Annotated in this window: 19 protein-coding genes and 1 riboswitch; of the genes, 6 read left to right on the forward strand and 13 right to left on the reverse strand. The window is 45.0% G+C overall.

The features are described from left to right. Positions 1 to 2: 2 nt before the first annotated feature. The 6 genes from N773_RS0109925 to N773_RS0109950 all read right to left on the reverse strand — a co-directional run bounded on the left by N773_RS0109925 (position 3) and on the right by N773_RS0109950 (position 5,711). Entirely contained in the window at positions 3 to 254 is a 252-nt protein-coding gene (locus tag N773_RS0109925) for a (2Fe-2S) ferredoxin domain-containing protein (protein WP_024857645.1), read from the reverse strand. 5 nt (positions 255 to 259) lie between these two features. Beyond that, complete coding sequence (locus N773_RS0109930; RefSeq protein WP_024857646.1) at positions 260 to 499, reverse strand: (2Fe-2S) ferredoxin domain-containing protein; 240 nt, start codon at positions 497 to 499, stop codon at positions 260 to 262. A 17-nt stretch (positions 500 to 516) separates the two neighbouring features. Continuing rightward, complete coding sequence (locus N773_RS0109935; protein WP_013483408.1) at positions 517 to 1,266, reverse strand: phosphotransferase family protein; 750 nt, start codon at positions 1,264 to 1,266, stop codon at positions 517 to 519. A 15-nt stretch (positions 1,267 to 1,281) separates the two neighbouring features. Continuing rightward, entirely contained in the window at positions 1,282 to 3,999 is a 2,718-nt protein-coding gene (gene adhE, locus N773_RS0109940; RefSeq protein ID WP_024857647.1) for a bifunctional acetaldehyde-CoA/alcohol dehydrogenase, read from the reverse strand. A 16-nt stretch (positions 4,000 to 4,015) separates the two neighbouring features. Continuing rightward, complete coding sequence (locus tag N773_RS0109945) at positions 4,016 to 4,618, reverse strand: redox-sensing transcriptional repressor Rex (protein ID WP_024857648.1); 603 nt, start codon at positions 4,616 to 4,618, stop codon at positions 4,016 to 4,018. A 160-nt stretch (positions 4,619 to 4,778) separates the two neighbouring features. Further along, on the reverse strand, positions 4,779 to 5,711 hold the full coding sequence (locus tag N773_RS0109950; protein ID WP_013483405.1) for a LysR family transcriptional regulator: 933 nt from the start codon (positions 5,709 to 5,711) through the stop codon (positions 4,779 to 4,781). A gap of 251 nt (positions 5,712 to 5,962) precedes the next feature. On the opposite strand from N773_RS0109950, the gene N773_RS0109955 reads away from it, so the two are divergent. Further along, positions 5,963 to 6,466 carry a hypothetical protein gene (locus N773_RS0109955; protein WP_024857649.1) on the forward strand — a complete coding sequence of 168 codons (504 nt, stop codon included), beginning with the start codon at positions 5,963 to 5,965 and terminating at the stop codon, positions 6,464 to 6,466. A gap of 159 nt (positions 6,467 to 6,625) precedes the next feature. Here N773_RS0109955 and N773_RS0109960 read toward each other — a convergent pair whose 3' ends face one another. The 5 genes from N773_RS0109960 to N773_RS0109985 form a co-directional block, all read right to left on the reverse strand. Next, on the reverse strand, positions 6,626 to 7,285 hold the full coding sequence (locus N773_RS0109960) for a hypothetical protein (RefSeq protein WP_196231627.1): 660 nt from the start codon (positions 7,283 to 7,285) through the stop codon (positions 6,626 to 6,628). Between the two features lie 7 nt (positions 7,286 to 7,292). Further along, complete coding sequence (locus N773_RS0109965) at positions 7,293 to 7,904, reverse strand: RNA polymerase sigma factor (protein ID WP_242840376.1); 612 nt, start codon at positions 7,902 to 7,904, stop codon at positions 7,293 to 7,295. A gap of 12 nt (positions 7,905 to 7,916) precedes the next feature. Then, the gene (locus N773_RS0109970) at positions 7,917 to 9,125 is read right to left on the reverse strand and encodes a hypothetical protein (protein ID WP_024857652.1); all 1,209 of its coding nucleotides are present in this window, start codon (positions 9,123 to 9,125) and stop codon (positions 7,917 to 7,919) included. A 471-nt stretch (positions 9,126 to 9,596) separates the two neighbouring features. Beyond that, positions 9,597 to 10,922 carry an NYN domain-containing protein gene (locus tag N773_RS0109975; protein WP_024857653.1) on the reverse strand — a complete coding sequence of 442 codons (1,326 nt, stop codon included), beginning with the start codon at positions 10,920 to 10,922 and terminating at the stop codon, positions 9,597 to 9,599. A 522-nt stretch (positions 10,923 to 11,444) separates the two neighbouring features. Next, positions 11,445 to 12,161 carry a DUF134 domain-containing protein gene (locus N773_RS0109985; RefSeq protein WP_024857655.1) on the reverse strand — a complete coding sequence of 239 codons (717 nt, stop codon included), beginning with the start codon at positions 12,159 to 12,161 and terminating at the stop codon, positions 11,445 to 11,447. Positions 12,162 to 12,291: 130 nt separating this feature from the next. On the opposite strand from N773_RS0109985, the gene N773_RS0109990 reads away from it, so the two are divergent. From N773_RS0109990 to N773_RS22605, 4 genes are all read left to right on the forward strand, one after another. Then, complete coding sequence (locus N773_RS0109990) at positions 12,292 to 12,855, forward strand: chromate transporter (protein WP_024857656.1); 564 nt, start codon at positions 12,292 to 12,294, stop codon at positions 12,853 to 12,855. Next, positions 12,842 to 13,408: a chromate transporter gene (locus N773_RS0109995; protein WP_024857657.1), complete on the forward strand. Its 567-nt coding sequence runs from the start codon at positions 12,842 to 12,844 to the stop codon at positions 13,406 to 13,408. The genes N773_RS0109990 and N773_RS0109995 overlap by 14 nt, the downstream gene beginning before the upstream one ends. 202 nt (positions 13,409 to 13,610) lie before the next feature. Next, a riboswitch (cyclic di-GMP riboswitch) is annotated at positions 13,611 to 13,694 on the forward strand. Positions 13,695 to 13,965: 271 nt separating this feature from the next. Next, positions 13,966 to 15,252, forward strand: coding sequence for an IS110 family transposase (locus tag N773_RS0110005; RefSeq protein WP_024856905.1), 1,287 nt, complete (start codon positions 13,966 to 13,968; stop codon positions 15,250 to 15,252). A gap of 434 nt (positions 15,253 to 15,686) precedes the next feature. Further along, a complete protein-coding gene (locus tag N773_RS22605) occupies positions 15,687 to 17,579 on the forward strand; it encodes a dockerin type I repeat-containing protein (RefSeq protein ID WP_024857658.1) in 1,893 nt (630 codons plus the stop codon). A gap of 233 nt (positions 17,580 to 17,812) precedes the next feature. Here N773_RS22605 and N773_RS0110015 read toward each other — a convergent pair whose 3' ends face one another. After that, positions 17,813 to 19,159, reverse strand: a complete 1,347-nt coding sequence (locus tag N773_RS0110015) for a phospholipase D-like domain-containing protein (RefSeq protein WP_024857659.1) — start codon at positions 19,157 to 19,159, stop codon at positions 17,813 to 17,815. Between the two features lie 12 nt (positions 19,160 to 19,171). Then, on the reverse strand, positions 19,172 to 19,963 hold the full coding sequence (locus tag N773_RS0110020; RefSeq protein ID WP_024857660.1) for an AraC family transcriptional regulator: 792 nt from the start codon (positions 19,961 to 19,963) through the stop codon (positions 19,172 to 19,174). Positions 19,964 to 20,172: 209 nt separating this feature from the next. Here N773_RS0110020 and N773_RS0110025 point away from each other — a divergent pair, with 209 nt between their 5' ends. Continuing rightward, on the forward strand, positions 20,173 to 21,414 hold the full coding sequence (locus N773_RS0110025; protein ID WP_024857661.1) for a glycoside hydrolase family 5 protein: 1,242 nt from the start codon (positions 20,173 to 20,175) through the stop codon (positions 21,412 to 21,414). Positions 21,415 to 21,624: the final 210 nt, after the last annotated feature.

Genomic DNA, 21,624 nt, shown 5'->3' on the forward strand with positions numbered 1-21,624 from the left:
ACTCACTTTCCTATACGGCTCATTACAGCTTTCTGAAAAAACTCGGAGAACCCCTCGGGGGTCACACCTGTGTATACTTCATCGTCTACAGTGACAGTCACACCCACGCGATTACATCTGCCGGCACAGAAACTGCCGGCAAGTGTAATTTCGTTTTCAAGATCATGAGTCGCTATCGCCTGTTTCAGCAGCTCGATCATATTCTCCGAACCTTTCAGATGACATGATGAGCCGACACATATCTGAATGATCATGGTTACTATACCTTCTGCTTGATCTCTTTCTCGAAGAACTCTCCGACCGTTTCGGGAGTTACCGAGTAGAACACATCATCAACAGTTACACATACACCCTGCTGACATTTGCCCATGCAGAATGTTCCGCCAAGCTTTATCTTGTCACCTAAGTTTTCTTCTGCGATAAGATACTGAAGCTGCTCGACAACCTGACGCGAGCCTTTCAGATGGCAGGAAGAACCAATACATACAGTTACCTTCATATCTAGCACCTCACATATTACATATAGTCTACAACATCTACCCACGAAAGCAGGAACTCACGCTCTTTGGCATTGCCCTTTACCGACTGCGAAGCCGCAACGATAGGCATCCACTTCTGAACGTACTGCTTGGCGGTATTGCTCTTCTCGCAGAATATATCGAGATACATATCTGCGCCCTCAATATCTCCGTCCAGCCAGAAGCAGAGATACGTTCTTGCTGCATCAGCAGAAGCATTGCCCTGTGTAGCGTGTGCCCAGTCGATGATATAGGGAGTTCCGTCCTCAGTAATTATTACATTTGAGGGATTGAAGTCACCGTGGCAGAGCTTGTAGTGCTTGGGCATACCTTCAAGGCGTGTATGAAGATCATATCTTGTTGTTGCATTGAGGTCAGTCTGACTTATCTTGCTGTTCATCTTGTCTTTCAGCTTTCTCAGCATGGGACAGGTTCTGGAGTGTATATCAAGCTGGATATCTACCAGCTTTTCGATGTACTCTCTCTTCTTTTCGGGTTCTTCTTCCATCATCTGTGCAAGGGTCTTGCCGTTTATATATTCAGAAACGATAGACCATTTGCCGTCTATCATAAGAACCTCTTTCAGGCGTGGCATATTTATGCCTGTTTCTTCAACCATGGATTGATTCAGTGCCTCGTTGAGCACCTCAGACTTCTTGTAAGTATCATTGAATACTTTTATACACTTATCACCGTCACGATACACCGTCTTGGTATTTCTGACAGCTATTACACGATCCAGATTCATATACCGTTCCTCCGTTTATACTCTTTTTTTGCCGCTGCTTACTGCACGGTTGAATGCCTGCTTGAAATCCTTGCTGCTTTCAGCACTGTCTATCTGGCTAGCATCGGGCTTCTCAGTCTCAGTGAAAGTCCTGCCGTAGTATACGTTCATATATATCTGCTTCAGCTCGCTGATGAGAGGATATCTGGGATTAGCACCTGTACACTGATCATCAAATGCATCTCTTGACATCTTATCAAGAGTAGCGAGGAAGTCTTCCTCGGAGATACCGTACTCAGCGATAGTCTTCTTGCAGCCCACAGCTTCTTTGAGTTCTTCTATCTTTGCAATAAGACCTTCGACAAGTTCATTGTCGCTGCTGCCCTGTACGCCGAGATATCTTGCTATCCTAGCATACTTAGCGGCAGCCTGAGGATATTCGTACTGGGGGAAAGTGCCCATCTTAACAGGAACATCAGAAGCATTGAATCTTATAACTTCGCTAATCACCAACGCACAGCATATACCGTGAGGCAGGTGGTGATATGCACCCAGCTTATGTGCGAGAGAGTGACCGATACCCAGGAAAGCATTAGCGAAAGCCATACCTGCCATAGTAGCCGCATGAGCCATATTTTCTCTTGCCCTTACAGCTGTCTGACCGTTCTCAACACATTCGGGCAGATTATCAAAGGTCATTTTCAGAGATTCGAGAGCGATACCATCAGTAAACGGTGTAGCCATTACTGATACCAGTGCTTCAAGATCGTGTACCATGCAGTCCAGACCGGATGCAGCGGTAAGTCCCTTTGGAGCACTCATCATCATATCGGTATCAACTATTGCCATATTTGGCATAAGTTCGTAATCTGCAAGAGGATACTTGTGACCTGTCTTGTCATCGGTGATAACAGCAAAAGGTGTTACCTCAGAACCTGTACCCGAGGAAGTAGGAACGCATATGAAATATGCCTTTTCACCCATTTTCGGGAATGTGTATATTCTTTTTCTGATATCAACAAAACGCATCGCCATATCCATGAAGTCAGCTTCGGGATGCTCATACATTACCCACATTATCTTAGCAGCATCCATAGCAGAACCGCCGCCGATAGCAATGATCACATCAGGCTCAAAACTTCTGATAGCCTTTACGCCCTCCACAGCACAGGCAAGTGTCGGGTCGGGAGCTACATCGGAGAATGTCTCGTGTACTATACCCATTTCGTCAAGCTTATCTGTTACAGGCTTAGTGAATCCGTTCTTGAAGAGGAAACTGTCAGTAACGATGAATGCTTTCTTCTTGCCCATCACATTTTTCAGTTCATCAAGTGCAACAGGCAGGCAGCCTTTCTTGAAATATACCTTCTCGGGCGCTCTGAACCAAAGCATATTCTCTCTCCTTTCGGCAACTGTTTTTATATTGAGCAGATGCTTTACTCCTACATTCTCACTTACCGAGTTTCCACCCCATGAACCGCAGCCGAGGGTAAGAGATGGCGCAAGTTTGAAGTTATAAAGGTCACCGATACCGCCCTGAGAAGATGGTGTATTCACAAGAATTCGGCAGGTCTTCATTCTTTCACCGAACTCGGAAAGCTTTTCCTGTTCCCTTACCGCATCAAGATATATGGAAGCAGTGTGTCCGTATCCGCCGTCAGCAATAAGATGTTCTGCCTTGCCGAAAGCATCCTGAATATCGGAAGCCTTATACATAGCAAGTACCGGAGAGAGTTTCTCATGGGCGAACTCCTCGGAGATATCAACGCTCTCAACTTCACCTATAAGTATCTTTGAACCTTCGGGGACTGTCACGCCTGCAAGTTCAGCTATCTTAGCGGCAGACTGTCCAACTATCTTCGCATTGAGCGCACCGTTTATGATGATGGTCTTTCTTACCTTGTTCAGTTCATCGGGTTTGAGGAAGTAACAGCCCCTTGCAGCGAACTCTGTCTTTACTGCATCGTATATGCTGTCAAGTACAATAACGCTCTGCTCGGAAGCGCATATCATGCCGTTATCGAAAGTCTTGGAATGGATTATTGAGTTTACAGCAAGCAATATATCTGCACTTTCATCAATGATAGCAGGAGTATTTCCCGCACCTACGCCCAGTGCAGGCTTACCGCTGGAATATGCAGCGTGTACCATTCCGGGACCGCCGGTAGCGAGTATGATATCTACCTCTTTCATCAGCATATTTGTCATTTCAAGACTGGGTATGTCTATCCATGCAATGATATCCTCTGGGGCGCCCGCTTCGACAGCTGCTTCAAGTACAACCTTTGCTGCTGCTATGGTGCTCTCCTTTGCGCGTGGGTGAGGGCTGATGATGATACCGTTTCTGGTTTTCAGCGCGATAAGAGACTTGAATATCGCAGTGGAAGTAGGATTGGTAGTAGGGATTACCGCACCGATAACGCCGATAGGCTCTGCTATCTTCTTTATGCCTGCTGATTTATCCTCTTCAAGAACACCGCATGTCTTGGTATCTCGGTACTTGTTGTATATGTATTCGCTGGCATAGTGATTCTTGATGACCTTGTCCTCAACGATACCCATACCCGTTTCTGCAACAGCCTGCTCAGCAAGATCTATTCTTGCGCGGTTTGCTGCGGTGGCAGCAGCTAAGAATATCCTGTCTACCTGCTCCTGAGTAAATGTTGCCATTTTTCTCTGTGCTGCCCTTACTCTTTCAAGGGCGGCTTCCAGCTTTTCAACACCGTCAACGATCTCGTATTCTTTCTTTGCCATTGAAATTTCCTCCATATCATTTTCTGAGTTTCATGGTAAGATGTGCCAGTGAAAGCGCCAGATTCTCCTGACAAACCGTTATATTCTCCGGGACATCCAGCTCGATCTGTGCAAAATTCCATATCGCAGTTATCCCGCTCTTTATCATGATCTCGCAGACTTCTTTCGCACAGGCGGCAGGCACTGTGATTATTCCAGCATGGATATCATATAGCCGACAGTAGTTGGTAAAAGTATCAATAGAGAGTATCCTGTCGCACATCAGGCTTTTATCAACATCAAACGCCGCAGAGATCTTTATCCCGTATTCTTCAAACCCCTCGAAATCAAGCAGTGCTTTGCCAAGTTTTCCCGCACCGACAATAACAACAGGGGTCGCCGCTTTTCTGCCGAGAACAGCTTCAAGTGCCGCGATAAGTTCAGTGGTCTTGTAGCCTACCTTTGGTCTGCCTGTACCGCTGACTGCGTTAAGGTCTTTTCTCACCTGAACATCACCAAGCCCTAATGCCCTTGATATCTCAGCCGCAGAGATGTTCTCGCCATGGTCGCCTGTCCTCAGATAATCCAGATATACAGGCAGTCTGCCAAGCGTTGCTTTGGAGAATATCGGTCCTTTCACTATCTCACCTCCGATAATTCAATTATAACATCTTTTTAATTTGAACGGAATAACCAAAAAAGTATATCGATATTATCTTTATCGATATAACCGCAACCAAATAAAAAAACACAGTTTCCAATTTACAGAAAACTGTGTTAAAACTCGTATTTACGTCATTTTAGCTATCTTTAGTGAAATAAGCCCTCTTCGATTTGATTAGCGCTGTTATGAACCTGTGGTCAAGTTCGGTAAGGTTATATCCTTTACGATATATCAAAACATCTTTGTACAGGCGCTTGTTGTCTATGCATTTTTTCTGCACAAGACCATAAATATCCAGTATCCTGTCAGGAAGAGGCGACACCCACATATAAGTCTCGTGATTCAAAGATAAAAGATCGAACTGGCTCCCCCTCTCGAACAGGAATATTCTCCTGCCAATGCTGTCAAGCAGCTCTTCCTTTTTAACGTTTGAAAGCGGCAGCGACGGCACATAAGGGTCAGCATGGGCTATCTCGATCATATTCGTGAGATTATCGAAATGCACTTCATCAAGCGATGCTATACTGCTCTCTCTGCTCGCTACAAGCATATTCGAAAACTCAGCTATGAGTTCATATTCAAGACCTTTTTCCTCAAGAAAGCGTTTAAAATACTTATCATATACGGAGGCATACCTGATTATACCAAGTTTGTATTTTAAAGTAAAGATATTATCTATAGCGCGGTGAGCATTGGTTTCATAATAGGAAAGCTCTGCCGAATCACCTGTGATCGTTCGTGAAAATTCAGCAAAGGCTTCCGAGATATAACCGGCCCTGGGAACAGAGATAGAAAATTTCTGTTTTTTCGGCACGCCCTGACGGTACATACGCTCAACATCGTCTATCTGGTCAAGTATCTTGCGTGCATATCCGATAAACTCTTCGCCCTCGGAAGTAAGGTTCATACCCTTGGAAGTTCTTGAAAATATGGTAATTCCCAGATCTGCTTCAAGCTCTTTTATGCTTCTGCTGAGGTTTGGCTGTGCTATCAGCAGTTCCTCTGCCGCCTTGTTTATCGAGCCTATCCTCGCCACCTCGACAGCATATTTCATATGTATGATATTCATAAATTCACCCCCGTCAGTTTTGTTCATTATAACATCATTCCAAAGAGATGTCAACATCATAATAATTTATAGATGAGTATATTGTGTAGGATTACAATAGGCTGTGCTTTCGATAGAAATTTAGTATTGACAAATCGATCTAAGCTTGTTATAATTAATTAACAAAATTTTGATTTGTTGACAGTGAGATAAAAAGAGATATAGCTGTTCCGATAATAATATTCAAGGATCGTAAAGGAGATATTAAGCGTATGAAAAATAATTCCAAAGAATTTTATTCTGTTGTTTATTTTATTGTAGTATTTATAGTCAGCCTTATTATAATGACTGTGCTATCACCCGAAGGAACTGCAGGTCTGTGGCGTAAAATAGTGCACAATATTTTTGTATCGCATTTAGGAGGAATATTAGTTATCAGATTGCTGCTGGAGTTCAAAGAAAAACTGATTAAGAATACAATATTACATATTCTTGTGTGGATCTCAGTTTATGCTGTTGCAGCAGTAATATCGGTTCCATGTTTTAAAGATTTTTCTGCCGAACATATAGTAATAGAAGTACCCGGTTCGTCATTCGATGTTTTCAGAGAAAGCAATTTTAAAGTAAACAGTTATTATATCCTACTTGCTACAGGCGAAGAGATAGAAATATCTTCAGAACACTATTGGGCACTTTTGGGAGTACATGACGGTACACTGAGGATAGAATATTATCCGAATACACTTACCGCGGTAAGACTATCAGGTCATAACTGAAATCATATAATATAATTCTATAGTAAGATATGTGCAGGCTTTCTTGTCTTTGACAGTTGTGTTATCGGCAGAAGAAATTGACTCTATTTCACCACAAGTCAAATACTTTCCGAACTCTCACTCATTCCCGTCTTCTCCGCCGAATACCCGCTCATCAGTTCATCCCATCACACTTCGTACTATTTCCGTCATTTTCTGCTCATCTGTTCCGTCACTCAAAGATACCGAGTAGAAATGCCCGTCCTTTATCCAAACAGCGAGATCGAACCGTTTATCATCTCCCTTGAAAGTGACCGTAACGCCGTCAATATCTGTATCCTTTACCGTACTGTATTCGTTGTAGTCGCCCGAGATATCTTCCGTGTCCTTACCTGCACGGATACAGCAGTTTTCACCATTTGCACCATTATAATTTATCTCCGCAAATTCCCCGAACATTACCTCATAGCTCTGCTCTGTCACCTCAAAGGGCAGGTCTGTGATATCGTGAAGCTCTACTCCGAAAGCATCGGAAAGATCCTGCGTGCCGCCATATTTCTGTACATCATAACCGCCCGCTTTCTGTTCGTCTCCCGAATCTGCCGAACCTGTTATTATCTCGCTTTCGGCACTCTTAGCCACATTAGGTGAACTGTCATCGGGGGTCTGCGGAAGTTTATCCCTGTTGAGCAAAGCCGCCGCACCCACAGCTATCACCATGCAAGCCGCCAAAGCCGATATCATTTTTACTGCCGTATTGATGCGCTTCCGCTTCTGCCTTGCGCCAATATTCCCGATGATGCGCTCACGCATCTCATCGTTCAGTTCTATATGTTCCATAATTTCGTTATACTTGCTCACCGAAATCATACTCCTCTTTAAGTATCTCTTTGAGCTTCGCCCTTGCCCGTTTCAGCCTTGTGCGGATATTTGCACCTGTCTCCCCGAGAATTTCCGCTATCTCGTCGGTCTGATAACCTTCCTCATAAAACAGGTGTATCACCTCGCGGTAATTGTCGGGAAGCTCCTTTACCGCCTCCCACACAAAGGTCAGGTCATCACGCTGTTCAGCGACCAGTTCGTCATTAAGTTCGTCTGTGTCCCGCAGCTTGTTGTACTCTATCCTGTTCTTTGAAAGATTAGCCGCCACCCGTATCAGCCACGCCTTTTCATGTTCTTCGCTCTCAAAATCGGGAGCAGAATCAAGCATTTTTATCAGGGTGTCCTGCAATATCTCCTCCGCGTCCTGCATATTGTGAACATAGGAATATGCCAGCCTTAATATTCGGTTTCCGTGTCTGTCCATTACCTCACGCAGATGCTGTTCCTGTGCCGTCTGTGATCTTGCAGATGAGTGCATTCTTTTAAACGGCTTTGCTGCCGGCAGATACACCGCAAAGCATATCTGCCGCAGCATTTCAAAGACCGTCTGCGCATAATTCCGGTATGCGATCTCCATATTGTTCTCCTGTTATTTTGTATTTTCGTTTATAAGAGCAGTGATATCTTCCTGCATTGTTTCAAGTGAAACTCCATTTGCGGCATAGTAGGAATAGCTGTACTCATCATCGTTCCATACTGCACCAAACATCTTGTCTCCATTTCCGCGGAGATATATGATCATGTCATCTATCTGCATAGCCGCCTTCTCCTTATAGTCATTGTGATCACCCGAGATATCATCGACTCCCCTGCCCTTGCGATAGCTTATCTCATCGTCCTCTGAACCGTATCTGACCTCGGCAAGTCCGTCAAAAGACTGTATCAGATAAATGCTGTTTTCACGAAGTTTTTCAGGAACATTAAATGCTAATCCCGCTTCCCTGCCTGCTTCCTCAGCGGAGGAATATTCTACCCAGGGATCAGGCATCTGCACTGTTTCCTCACCTGTTTCCCCATTTTCTTCATCGGCATCACCGAGAGTTATTTCCATAGTGTCAGTTATCTCCGCATTGCCCTCAGGGTCTTCATAAACATATACCATCACATAGGTCGGCTGTTCGACCCATACCGCAGTAACTTTACAGAGTATGCAGTAATTCGTTCCCGCAACTGCCTGTGTACCGAGAACTGCCACAGGAGCAAATTCTGCACCCACCAAAGTTTCACGAGCCTTTTCAAGTGCCGCCCTTGCTTCGGGGTTCTTGTCAATAGCTATCTCATCGGGGATAACCCAGCCGCCATCAATATTCTCCACACCTGTTTCAGCATATCCTGTTTCGGGATTGCCGAGAGTTATTTCCATAGTGTCAGTTATCTCCGCATTGCCCTCAAGGTCCTCATAAACATATACCAGCACATAGGTCGGCTGTTCGACCCATACCGCAGTAACTTTGCAGAGTATGCAGTAATTCGTTCCCGCAACTGCCTGTGTACCGAGAACTGCCACAGGTTCAAATTCTGCACCTGCCAAAGTTTCACGAGCCTTTTCAAGTGCCGCCCTTGCTTCGGGGTTCTTGTCAATAGCTATCTCATCGGGGATAACCCAGCCGCCATCAATACCGCACATTTCAGCTCCCTCATCCCCCTGAGTTTCTTCTGTCTGCTCATCGGTAGTCTGTACATCAGCTGTGTTTTCGATCTTAGCACCGACCTTTGAAGATACCTCGTTCACATTTCCGCAAGCCGTCACACCTGCCGCCATAACCAGTGCCATAATAATTGCTGTCATCTTTTTCATAATAAATACCTCTTTTCGTAATATAGTTTTCCGAAGGCTTTACAGTAAGCTTTATTTGCCTTTCTGACCTATATACAGCTGAGAAGATGATATTGTGACACTTGAGCAAAAAATTTTTTTCAGTGAGATACATTATTTCAGTTCATTATACCGCACCGATAGCTGTATGTCAAGGAAAAGATGATGTTACATTTTGTCAAGGATTGAAAAAAATTCAAACATAAACAACCGCGGGCATCTAACCAAAATGCCTGCGGCTGTATTTTCAGACCTGCTGAGAACGTAGGCAACGGTTCCTACAACTTCTTCAGCAAAACTTACAAAGGCACATATAAACGCCCCTGCGGAAGCGGCTCTATAACCGTTAAATAATAAGATATCATACTGATAATATTGTATCTGTCTGATTAAGCTGATATCAAAACGGGTGCATATTTCACCATAAAAAAGGACGGCTCAAACCGTCCTTTTTTATTTCTGTATCTCGATCACAAATTTCCCCTCCGCATCCAGTTTCAGCCGCAGGGTCTTTACATACCTGGTACAGAAATTCTCCATTTCCTTTTTGGTAGCAGTCACTCTTGTGGCTTCATAGATCTTATGAGTCAGCTCCAGAGGGCTTTCCCCGCAAATGGTCGGGAAATGTTTTTCAAGCTCTGCAAACAGCACGGTGCGCTTCAGCTCTTCCGTACCCGCCGTGCAGAAATCATCAATGGCACAATAGTATATACCGTGCTGTGTCAGGGCGGACTGTATCGCCGAACCGATCTTTTCGTATTCGTACATTACAAGAAATTGTGCATCGGGCAGACTTTTGATAAGTCCCCAGAAGTCCGAGTCGCTTGATACTATTATAAATGATGTTATGCCGTCACGGTAAAAATCAGTAACTACGCTCGCGGTCATTCGCACATCTACAAGGGATTTTCTGTCGGATACCCTTTCGATCTCGATATGTTCGACGGGTATCATCGTGAATTTTGAGAGCCAGTCCCAACCCGATGTGGTGTTCGGATCATCATACAGCGTGATCTTTTCTATCTTGGCCAGTTCATCCTGATTTAAACCTTTAAGAACACTGTACAGCTTGAATGGGTTGCTGTTCTCACAATCAACTGCGATAGCTGTTTTCTCCGAGCTGTCGATAAATTCGTAGATATTATTTCTTGTTTCATCATCAGCGTCCCGATATTTCGTGTGATCTGTGAAAACATCTCCGTGCATTTCATATATCAGTTTCAAAAACTTCCTGTCGGTGTATAAGATGTTTCCCAGTTCGGCAGGCTGCCAATGGATATACATCTGAAAAGGATAGTGCTGGATATTCTTCATGTACTTTTCAAATTCTTCTTTCAGCACTCCTGATTTCTGGTATTTCGGGATATAGAACAGATCTCTTATATACTCCCATATTATCCAGTCGTAAAAAAGGCGGGAGCATTTATCTATATTTTCATTTATCAGTCTTGTGAAATCCTGCATATACTTTTCTGAACGGTAATTCGCCTGAATGATCGGAAATCCCCATTTTTCAAGCTGCCTTATATTATCCTTATCGTACCATTCAAGAGAAGTGAGGTTCTTCAGTTCATAGTGCATAGCAATGTCCGTTTTCTTGAAATGCTGCAAAAGTGAAGTACGCAGCTTGCACAAATATCGTATAACAGTAGCTTCACGGTCTGCATAAAGCTTGTCAAGAGTTCCCTTGCATTCAGCAAAATTCAGCTCTAAAATATCCTTGCGGACACCTATCAGGTAAGAGATCGTGGTAACTACTTCTTTGGTATCAACGGTCAAGATCTTACCTCCTATTCATCGTGGATCTCGGGATAATTATTTCTTATAAGTAATATGCTTCCCATTTTTTCCACCTCACATTCATTGTAAAAATCAAACATTATGACATAACATATTTTGATTTTCCGAATGTAAATGATCAGCAGTATTCCGTTCTGAAAATACTGCTGTTTTTCTCTTTTTGATGTATACATTTAAAGCATCGACAGCAGTGGATCCTCGGTAGTTTGTAATTTAATTTCGTATCATAGATCAGCGCCCGCACCGCATCTTTGCCAAATAATAACAGTAACGCCGTGTTAATCTATATACAATTATAGCACATTGCATTAATATTTTCAATAGTTTTTATAAATTTCACTCATTTAACAATTTATTTGTCCTAGAAAAAGCATGATAGTCTATCACAAAACCGCTGAACCGGCACAGAATTTAAATACAAAGGCATAAACGTGAACGTCTGACACCTGATAAATAATGAAAAAAATGAGATGCGCCTGATCGACGCACCTCATTTTTTCATCAGTTATGCCCGCAGACATGATCTCCGCAGGAATGACCCTCGCCATGTTCGTGACCGTGATGATCGCAGGTCGGGTTCTCGTTCTGAACCAGTGTATTTGCAAGGAATGAAGCAACCGCATCATCTGCACTTCCCATATTACCGCCGTAAAGAGCGATCCCTGCCTCCTGCATTGCCATCTGTGCGCCTCCGCCGATACCTCCGCAGATAAGAACATCAGCCTGAGCATTTTTCAGAAATCCTGCAAGAGCACCGTGTCCCGCACCCATCGTTCCGACGATCTGCTCATTGATGATCTTGCCGTCGGCAACATCATATAGCTTGAACTGCTCTGTTCTGCCAAAATGCTGAAAGATCTGTCCGTTTTCATATGTTACTGCTATTCTCATAATAGTACTTCCTTTCTGTGTGATCTTCTCCGAGATCCTGTTATCAAGAGTATAGTTTCCTCCCGAAATTACAATGCGCCTGCCCTCCACCAGAGCCTGAGCAAGTTTTTTTCTTGCGGTGTCATAGATCGCCGTAACAGTCGATCTCGCCACGTTCATATCCTTGGCGCATTGCTCCTGCGTCTTTGACTGATGATCTATAAGGCGTATCGTTTCAAACTCATCAAGCGACATTATCACCGTATCATTTATAGTGTCCTGATCGGGCGCAAAGCTCCAGTAATCGGGATAACAGCAGATACGGCGTGATTTCTGCGGTCTGGGCATATCAGCATCTCCTTTCTGACATATGTCAATTATAATACATTTATCGACATATGTCAAGTATTTTCTTGGCATATTCAGATATTGACGTATATCGCGTAATTTGGTATAATCTCATTGTGGGAGTGATACTGTGAATAAGAATCTTGACCTGTTCCTGACCTTCATGAAGATCGGGGCATTTACTTTCGGCGGCGGTTATGCAATGATACCGCTTATACAGAAAGAAGTATGTGAAAACAAAAAATGGCTGAACGAAAAGGACGTTACCGATATCGTGGCTATCTCCGAATCCACACCCGGACCTATAGCCATCAATGCCGCAACATTTGTGGGATATAAGACATCGGGATTTACAGGGGCTTGTATGGCGACCTTCGGAGTTGTTCTGCCCTCGTTCCTTATGATCTCGCTAATATCCCTGATACTGACACAGTTTAAGAGTATCAAAGCAGTCGGATACGCTTTTATGGGAATCCGTGCAGGCGTACTGGCGCTGATACTGAAAGCACTGTGGATGATGTTCAGATCGGTGAAGAATAAAAAGGGACCCATTTCATATGTTATCATGGGGCTCTCTCTTGTTCTGACTGCATTTCTGAAAATAGATGCCGTATTTGTAATACTCGGCTGTGGCGCCTTCGGACTGCTGTGGTCGTTCCTGAACAGAAAGGAGCAAAGCCATGGAACTGATTGAGCTGTTTCTTGCCTTTCTGAAGATAGGGGCATTCACATTTGGCGGCGGATACGCTATGATAGCAATGATACAGGCAGAAGCGGAACGTCACGGATGGCTGACACAGGAGGAACTTGTAGATTTCGTTGCACTTAGCGAAAGTACCCCAGGACCGCTGGCTGTAAATATGGCGACATTTGCAGGAATGAGGACAGGAGGTGTCCTCGGAGCGGTCATCGCAACACTCGGTATCGTTCTGCCCTCCTTTATCATCATACTCATAATAGCAAAATGTTTTGAAAAGTATAAGAAAAGCAAGGCAGTCGGCGGTATCATGTACGGTTTGAAACCTGCTGTTGTGGGCATGATCGGAGCGGCGTTCATATCCGTTTCAAGGACTGTTTTCTTCCCTTCGGGTATCAGCCTGTCGGCATTTTCTTCAGCGAGCTTCTGGGTATTTCTCGGATTATTTGCTGCTGCAGCCATACTTGCCTTCAAAAAGGTACACCCGATCAAGATCATTCTGCTTTCTGCGGTAATAGGGGTAGGCGCAGGGTACGGAATGAACCTTTAGAAAATGTGACAAAGTACCCGATATGAACGATGCTTATATGTCAGTACAGATGGGTTAGCAGTTCTCCGATGTTGTGATATCAGAATCGGAAATACTTGGCGGTTATACGCCTCATGGACATTTGTGCATAAGGCAGAAAGTATAAACATTTTTTTGTGGTATTGGTTATATTGACAATCAGGAAATAAAAAGATATAATAAAATAGTATAAGGGCAAAACTGCTTAAAAGCAGTGACGCAAAGCCAAGGGTCTAAGCCTGTGAAGGTATGACAGCCGGTTGCCGAGGGTTATCCCTTGATGATATATCGGTATTCACGGCAATGCGGTTTTGTATTGCCTTTTTATTTTATTGAAAAGAAAGCATGAACTTTATCAGCTGCGAGATCATGGTATCGGGCAAAGGTGTAATATTGCCTGATGCGAGCGCAGATATATCGATCGGAGCTTCCTGTAACCAAACAAATCAAGGGGTTGCAAAAAAGAACACCTCAGTGTAGAATGTAAATACTGACGATGCGAAAGTTAGTAATACAAACTACAGAAAGGTGTCCTCTATATGTATTATACACAAAATGAAAAGATTTTGCAAGTAGGAGAAGAAAAAATAATTGTCGGGATCGATGTAGGCAGCGAAAAGCACTATGCCAGAGCATTTGACTGGAGAGGGATGGAATATTCAAAGAAGGCCTATGTGTTCACAAATGACGCAGAAGGATTCGCAGGCTTTTTTGAATGGATCACCGGGATCATGGAAAAGAGCGGAAAAGAAACCGTTATGCCGGCTATGGAGCCGACAGGACATTACTGGTTCGATCTCGCTAAGTTTATTCAGGATAACGGAATGCAGCCGGTACTGGTCAATCCGCTCCACGTTAAGCGAAGCAAAGAACTTGATGATCACCTTCCCAGCAAGAACGACAGGAAGGATCCCAAAACAATTGCGAAACTCGTCATTGAAGGCAGATACGCTTATCCGTATATGCCTGAGGGTATATACGCCGAGCTAAGAAACGCAACCGTTCTTAGGTTTCAGGCAGAGGCAGAACTCACACGGATCAAAAATCGCATACAGCGCTGGTTTGCGATATACTTTCCGGAGTATAAAGACGTTTACGGTAGTTTCAGTGCAGTCAGCAGTATGATGATACTGAAAAAAGCTGCACTGCCGTGTGACATCATAGCGCTCGGAGAGGAAAAGATCAATGAGATATGGCGTGAAGCCAAGCTGAGAGCAGTCGGTAAAAAGAGGGCTAAGACCCTGGTAGAGGCTGCAAGGCGAAGCATAGGTCATACCGAGGGACATGAAACTGCGAGGTTTGAGATAACTCTGCTGCTTGAGGACTACGACAGACTTCAAAACCGACTTGAACAGATAATGGAGCTGATCGAAACACTGGTCAGTAAGGTGCCATATGCAAAGAAGCTGATGCAGATAAAGGGCATCGGGATAAAGACCGTATCAGGATTTATCGCAGAGGTCGGAGATGTAAGCAGATTTAATGACCCCAAGCAGATACAGAAGCTTGCAGGGCAGGCAATAGTTGCGAACAGCTCGGGCAAGCACAAAGGGCAGTCAAGGATAAGTAAGCGAGGGCGGAAGCGGCTTAGGTTTCTTCTGTTTGAGGCAGTCTTATCACTGACAGCGACAAATCCGGAATTCAAGGAAATACATCACTATTACACAGGCAGAAAAACGAATCCGCTGAAAAAGAAACAGTCGCTGATGGTACTGTCAAACAAGCTGATACGAGTGTTTTATGCCATACTGAAAAGTGGTGCTGACTATGATCCTGAAAAACTGTTAAGAGACATCAGGCGTCCCGAAGAGCTGCAAGCAGCTTAACGGGTGTAAGACCTACAAGCTGAAACTGCAGGCAGCGTCCGCCGAAAGGTGCTGCAGAGGAAGCAACACTAAGAAAACAACAAAGGATGAGCCGGCAGTCGGCAGGAATTATTACCAAGGGGCATGACCTCGAAACGGAGCTGCGCCGACGCCCTGTTATGGATAGGCAGAACGAAGGAAGTTGGGACTTCGCGTGACGAATGATCCCGTTGGACAGAGGAGGTTTGCTGCCGTAACGGATATGGGTCGCATCAAGGCTGTCAAAACAGATCTCTCAAGACGTTTTGTTTGCCGTACCCTGATAACGTTAAATCCGGCATTCAATGCTTTGGATCATCCATAACTTGGTTCATTTCTTGAACATAACTTTATGAAATACTGAGATTTCGCGAGTATTTATGAGATTTTACAAGATATTTTGAGGAGGTATTTATATGAGAAAAATGCTGGCTGGCATCTTGGCTGTCACGATGACTTTTTCGGGAGCAGTACTGCCCGGAGAACAGGTATGGAAAAGCGCGGGGGTAATAAGCGCATCTGCTGTGACCTTGGATTCACCCAAGACCCTTACATCGGACATGACCGTATCTGGTTCGGTGCAAACGAACAGTGATATCATACTCAACGGACATACTCTTACTATCAACGGCGACCTGTACATGACAGCAGGTATGCTGGATATCGGAACGGGTAAACTGGTGGTAAAGGGCAACCTGTATATAGGCAAGGAATATGAAAGTTCCTATGCGTATATCAGGATGCAGAATTCATCGGCATCAATAACAGTTACGGGTGATCTTATCTGGAACGTAAATTCCAAAATGACAAACACCGTAGGCAGGCGCGGCTGGTATACCTATGACCTCATCACTGCGGGTACGATAAATGTTGGTGGTAATGTATACGACTATATTTCTACTGAAAGCAATCATAATGCCTTCACTATGATGGGTACCTCCGTGCTGAACCTCAATGGCTCGGGCATACAGACTATAAAGTGTTCATACCAGGGAGAGCTGGCAAAGATCACTGTCACTGATAACAGAACGATCGATATGGAGGGCTATTTCTACTCAACGACACCGCTCGTCTCAGATCTGAACATCAGAACACAGAATGGTCTGAAGATCACCACAATGGCGATGGGCGGAAAGACTGTATCCATAACAGGTGATGTGACCCAGTTTGAAAGGGATATCGAACTAGGCGGAGGAACGCTGAATATTACAGGAACTTTCACAGCTGAGGGCGGTATGACAAAGCTTGGAGGCGGAAAACTGAATGTCAACGGAGATTACAGGATAGCCAGAGTCACCAGCAGAGGAGAGCTTGTATCGACAGAAGCAGGTCTTGATATGACGAACAGCAATGATGTCGTTAATGTCAGCGGAGACTTTATCATAATGACTTATTCGTATGCTACTACAAGCAAAGTAACCATGAATGCGGGCAAGGTGTATGTCGGCGGTAATTTTGAAAGCGATACGAGTAAAATAACATTCGGTTCGGGCAATACTGTTTATATGAACGGTACTGCTCCCCAGACGGTCAAGCTTACAAACCGCAAGAAGATATATAATCTGGTGCTTGGGCAAGATATTTCTAAATATAACTCCGATATAGCCAACTATGCCGTAAATCTTGTGACCAATCAAACCAGGATAACTGCTGATGCAGTTACCCTCAGTGCTTCTTCCTATGTGTACGACGGCACAGCTAAACAGCCGTCAGTAACAGTAAAGGTAGGTTCAAAAACTCTCACAAAAGACACTGATTACACGGCCGTATACTCCGATAATACCGCTGCCGGCACAGCTTACGTTACGATAAGAGGTATGGGTGCATACACCGGTTCCGTAACCAAGAATTTTACCATAAGCAAAAAAAGCATCAGCAATCTGACCATGGATCTTTCGCAGACGAGCTATACCTACGATGGTACAGCCAAAAAACCGAAAGTCACCGTAAAGGATGGCAGCAGAACACTTGTCAGCGGCACCGACTACTCCGTTTCGTATTCAAACAACACAAATGTCGGTACAGCTTCCGTGACTGTCACAGGTAAGGGAAACTATACAGGTACCGCATCGTTATCATTCAGGATCGTAAAAAAAGGCGAGAGTAATACCATAGTCAAAGGCGATGTTAACGGCGATGGCTCGATAACAATCACCGATATCACCAAGGCAGCTGCACACGCCAAAGGCAAAAAACTTCTCTCAGCAGAAGAACAGCAGCGTGCAGACATTAATGGTGACGGAGTGGTAAATGTTACCGATATTACTAGGATCGCAGCACACGTAAAAGGCAAAAAGCTTTTGAATTAGCGTTTCGGGTATATAAACGCAAGTCCGTAAAGTTCGGCAGAACTGAGACCTGACCATAAAAACACACAATGGCAAAAAACACCTCCTATGGATTTAGCAGAACCCATAGGAGGTATTTTATTGCAAGAGATCACAGCCACATAAAACCGTACCTTATGATATTTGTTGCGGTCGTTAGCTTGCGAATTTTCGCCCTTCGTTACTCGTGTTGCGAAAGCGGTTCCCGCATAGCTTTACATCATACCGTTCAGATTTGCCATCATTGCGGCACGGACCTCTTCCCCCGCAGTCAGAGGAATGATCTTATCCTCGGTGATAAGCTCACACTCCCACAGCGTATCAAGGATATCCGCCTTGATATCCGCTATGCAGGGAACATTCGTCAGAACAGCACCACATTCAAAATCACAGTAAAAGCTTCGGCTGTTGAGATTCACACTTCCCACCGTAGCCACATGGTCATCGCTGACAAACACCTTTGAATGTATGAACCCGGGCTTGAATCTGTAAAGCTTTACCCCCGCACCCACCATACGCTCATAATGTGTGCGGGCAATAAGCTCCATATATAGCTTGTCAGGCACACCGGGCACTATTACTATAACATCAACGCCCCGCTCCGCCGCCGAACATATGGCGTCCTCGACTTCATCGTCAATATTCAGGTACGGTGCTGTGATGTACAGATAATCCTCAGCCGAATCAATTATCTCCAGATATATCTCCCGCGCCGCGTCCTCACCGTCATAGGGCGATTCACCATAGGGCATCACAAATCCCTCAGCCACCGCAGGCTCCGATCTTTCCAGATATTCCGGACAGTTTTCAAGCTCAGCACCGCTCTCCCACTGCTCAAAGAAAAGCTCGGTACAGCTTCGCACAGCATCGCCCCGCATGAGTATAGCCGCATCTTTCCACCGTCCGTAGGGGGAATCAACATTGATATACTCGTCAGCCAGATTAGCGCCACCCATGAAAGCCACCTTTCCGTCGATAACAGCCAGCTTGCGGTGATCACGCTCGTTGATGCTGACACGGTCGGGTTCGCGGTAAAGTCGACAGTCTATGCCGTATGACTTCATTTCTTCGCAGAAAGCGTCGTTCTGCTGAAAGCCGTCGCATATCAGCCTTACATCTACCCCTGCGGCGATCTTCTCCGTAAGGATATCAAGTATGCCGTCCAGCATCTCGCCGTTTCTGACTATGAAATATTCAAGGAATATGGTCTCTTCCGCCTTAGAAAGTTCCTCCAGCAAAGCCTCATAAAACCTTTCTCCCGTGGGGAAATAGCTGACCTCGGTATTCTCATAAACGGGGTAACGGCAGTTAGTCAGAAGATAAAAGCGGTCTCCCGCCCTTTCAAGTACCTCCTGCTGCTGAGAGAGATACATGGGCATATCGGGTCTGATATATGCCTTTACTGCCTGAGAACTCTCATCTGATCTCACATCAGAAGTGATCTCCGCCGCAGAAGATAAACTCTCCACCGCAGATGTTCCCTTACTGCCTGCGTCACTCACATGACCGCAGCCGCAAAGCATAAGTGCCGCAATAACGAATGATGCCAGTCTCATTTTCATATATGTCCCCCCTCACCTATCGCTCTTCACCTTAGTCCGATATTCTGTAGGGCTCTCACCTTTGACTTTACGGAACTGCCTTACGAAATGTATATCCGATGAATACCCGCACATCTGGGCTATCCTGCTGACGCTGTAACTCGTGGAAGACAGCAGATACTCCGATCTTTCGATACGCGCCGCGATAACATCGCTCATTGGTGTCACCCCGAAAAGCCTTTTGTAGCTGTGCTGGAACGATGAACGGCTCATTGTCATCTCGTGGGCAAGTTCCTCGATATTCCACCTGCGGGCAGGATCGTTGTATATCTTCGCCCTCAGCACCGACATCTTCTCGTAGCCGCTGCCCATGCCCCTTTCTCCCGTCCTGTGAAGCTTGTCGCTCAATTTCAGAAAAAACAGCTTCACCAGCAGGTCGCAGGTATCAGTGGAGTATATCCCACCCGAATAATGCTCGTTGCACATCATACTGATGAATACTGTCAGTTCCGAAAGACTGTCTATCTTCACAGGGGTATCAAATGGTATATCCAGCTCTTTCAGAAAATTCTCGTCCTCACTGCTTTCGGGCAGAAAATGGAACCAGTCGTTCCCGAACCGCGCCCCCGAAGCACGGTAGTACTGGGGAGTCCCCGCTTTGAATAGAATAAATGAACCTGCCTCCGCAGTCATCTCTCCCCTATCGGAAACAAATACCGCCGAGGTCTTCAAAAGCAGTAAAAGATAATCCCCCGAACCCTCGGGACGGTCTATGAAAAAATCCGCGTCATGCCAGTGATTACAGCCCACATTCGTTATACGCACAGATATCCCCCCTTTCCGCAGCAGCTCTTTCTACCTACATACTAGCACATCCTGCAAATTAATTCAAGACATATTTTCTGTAAACTTTCTGTATTTGCATAATATGTTAACTTTATTGCATTTTATTATATTGAATACATCTCACAAATAATGTACAATAAATATAACATAATTAACACATATCGGATCATCAATCGGAGGTGACAGCTATGGATAAAATAAAACTCATAACACTGATAACCGTCCTCGCAATGGCTTCATCGGGACTTGTATCCTGCGGTCAGGGGAACGGAAAAGATACTTCAAAGGCTGAAAAGGATACCGCTTCTTCTGCCGCTGAAAACACAGCTGACAGTGAAGCCTTGCCTGACGGCGGCGAGACTTCACCCGCAGCAGGCGATCTTGCCAGAAGCGGAGAGGTAAGGGACATATCCGCCATGGAACTTGTAGGCGAGATGAAAACAGGCTGGAATCTTGGCAACTCCCTCGATGCAACAGGTGCGCCGGGCAACGCTTCGGAAGTAAACTGGGGCAACCCCAAAACTACCAAGGAAATGATAGATTCGGTATATAACAAAGGCTTCGATGTTATACGCATACCCGTTACCTGGGGCGGTCACGTCGGGGACGGACCCGACTACAAGATCGACGATGAATGGATAGCCCGCGTGCAGGAGGTAGTAAACTATGCATACGATGACGGCGCATACGTCATCATCAACTCCCATCACGAGGAAGACTGGCGTATCCCCGATAACGAGCATATCGATGCAGTTGACGAAAAGACAGCCGCTATCTGGAAACAGGTAGCAGAGCGATTCAAGGATTACGGCGACCACCTGATATTCGAGGGTCTCAACGAACCCCGGGTAAAAGGCTCACCACAGGAATGGAACGGCGGCACCGAAGAAGGCAGACGCTGTGTTGACAGGCTCAACAAGACTTTCCTTGATACAGTCCGTGCAACAGGCGGCAATAACGAGAAGCGCCTTCTGCTGATGACCACCTATGCATCATCGAGTATGAGCAATGTCATAAAGGATACAGCTATACCCGAGGACGACCATATCGGTTTCTCGATACACGCTTATACCCCCTACGCATTTACATATAATGCAAATGCTGACTGGGAGCTTTTCCACTGGGATGATTCCCATGACGGTGAATTGGTATCTCTGATGACCAATCTGAAAGAGAATTATCTTGATAAGGGTATACCCGTTATTATCACCGAATACGGCGCTGTCAATAAGGACAACAACGACGAAGACCGTGCAAAATGGGTATCCAGCTATATCGAATATGCCGAGCTGCTTGGCGGCATACCCTGCGTATGGTGGGATAACGGATACTATTCATCGGGCAATGAGCTTTTCGGTATCTTTGACAGAAACACCTGCACATGGTTCACCGATACAGTTACCGATGCGATAATCGAAAATGCCAAATAAATATGCAGTTATCCCGATGATACACCAAGAATAACAGCGTATATTCGGGGGAATTATCAATAGATGGCGTTATCCGTTCTCTAAGCCTACGGCGGGGAACGGATACACCTCAGCATATGCACCCCGTTATACCTGACAATGTATCGGTGTACAAAAAGGATATCCGCATATAAATATGATAAGCACTAAAAGCAAAGACCGACAGTCGGG

The sequence above is a fragment of the Ruminococcus albus AD2013 genome, assembly GCF_000526775.1.
In the GTDB taxonomy this organism is placed as follows: domain Bacteria; phylum Bacillota; class Clostridia; order Oscillospirales; family Ruminococcaceae; genus Hominimerdicola; species Hominimerdicola alba_A.

What these genes read in the sequence shown, in the direction of transcription:
- N773_RS0109925 (WP_024857645.1), bottom strand. Translation starts at nt 254, where the DNA reads ATGATCATTCAGATATGTGTCGGCTCATCATGTCATCTGAAAGGTTCG.
- N773_RS0109930 (WP_024857646.1), bottom strand. Translation starts at nt 499, where the DNA reads ATGAAGGTAACTGTATGTATTGGTTCTTCCTGCCATCTGAAAGGCTCG.
- N773_RS0109935 (WP_013483408.1), bottom strand. Translation starts at nt 1,266, where the DNA reads ATGAATCTGGATCGTGTAATAGCTGTCAGAAATACCAAGACGGTGTAT.
- adhE (WP_024857647.1), bottom strand. Translation starts at nt 3,999, where the DNA reads ATGGCAAAGAAAGAATACGAGATCGTTGACGGTGTTGAAAAGCTGGAA.
- N773_RS0109950 (WP_013483405.1), bottom strand. Translation starts at nt 5,711, where the DNA reads ATGAATATCATACATATGAAATATGCTGTCGAGGTGGCGAGGATAGGC.
- N773_RS0109955 (WP_024857649.1), top strand. Translation starts at nt 5,963, where the DNA reads ATGAAAAATAATTCCAAAGAATTTTATTCTGTTGTTTATTTTATTGTA.
- N773_RS0109960 (WP_196231627.1), bottom strand. Translation starts at nt 7,285, where the DNA reads ATGGAACATATAGAACTGAACGATGAGATGCGTGAGCGCATCATCGGG.
- N773_RS0109965 (WP_242840376.1), bottom strand. Translation starts at nt 7,904, where the DNA reads ATGGAGATCGCATACCGGAATTATGCGCAGACGGTCTTTGAAATGCTG.
- N773_RS0109970 (WP_024857652.1), bottom strand. Translation starts at nt 9,125, where the DNA reads ATGAAAAAGATGACAGCAATTATTATGGCACTGGTTATGGCGGCAGGT.
- N773_RS0109985 (WP_024857655.1), bottom strand. Translation starts at nt 12,161, where the DNA reads ATGCCCAGACCGCAGAAATCACGCCGTATCTGCTGTTATCCCGATTAC.
- N773_RS0109995 (WP_024857657.1), top strand. Translation starts at nt 12,842, where the DNA reads ATGGAACTGATTGAGCTGTTTCTTGCCTTTCTGAAGATAGGGGCATTC.
- N773_RS0110005 (WP_024856905.1), top strand. Translation starts at nt 13,966, where the DNA reads ATGTATTATACACAAAATGAAAAGATTTTGCAAGTAGGAGAAGAAAAA.
- N773_RS22605 (WP_024857658.1), top strand. Translation starts at nt 15,687, where the DNA reads ATGAGAAAAATGCTGGCTGGCATCTTGGCTGTCACGATGACTTTTTCG.
- N773_RS0110015 (WP_024857659.1), bottom strand. Translation starts at nt 19,159, where the DNA reads ATGAAAATGAGACTGGCATCATTCGTTATTGCGGCACTTATGCTTTGC.
- N773_RS0110025 (WP_024857661.1), top strand. Translation starts at nt 20,173, where the DNA reads ATGGATAAAATAAAACTCATAACACTGATAACCGTCCTCGCAATGGCT.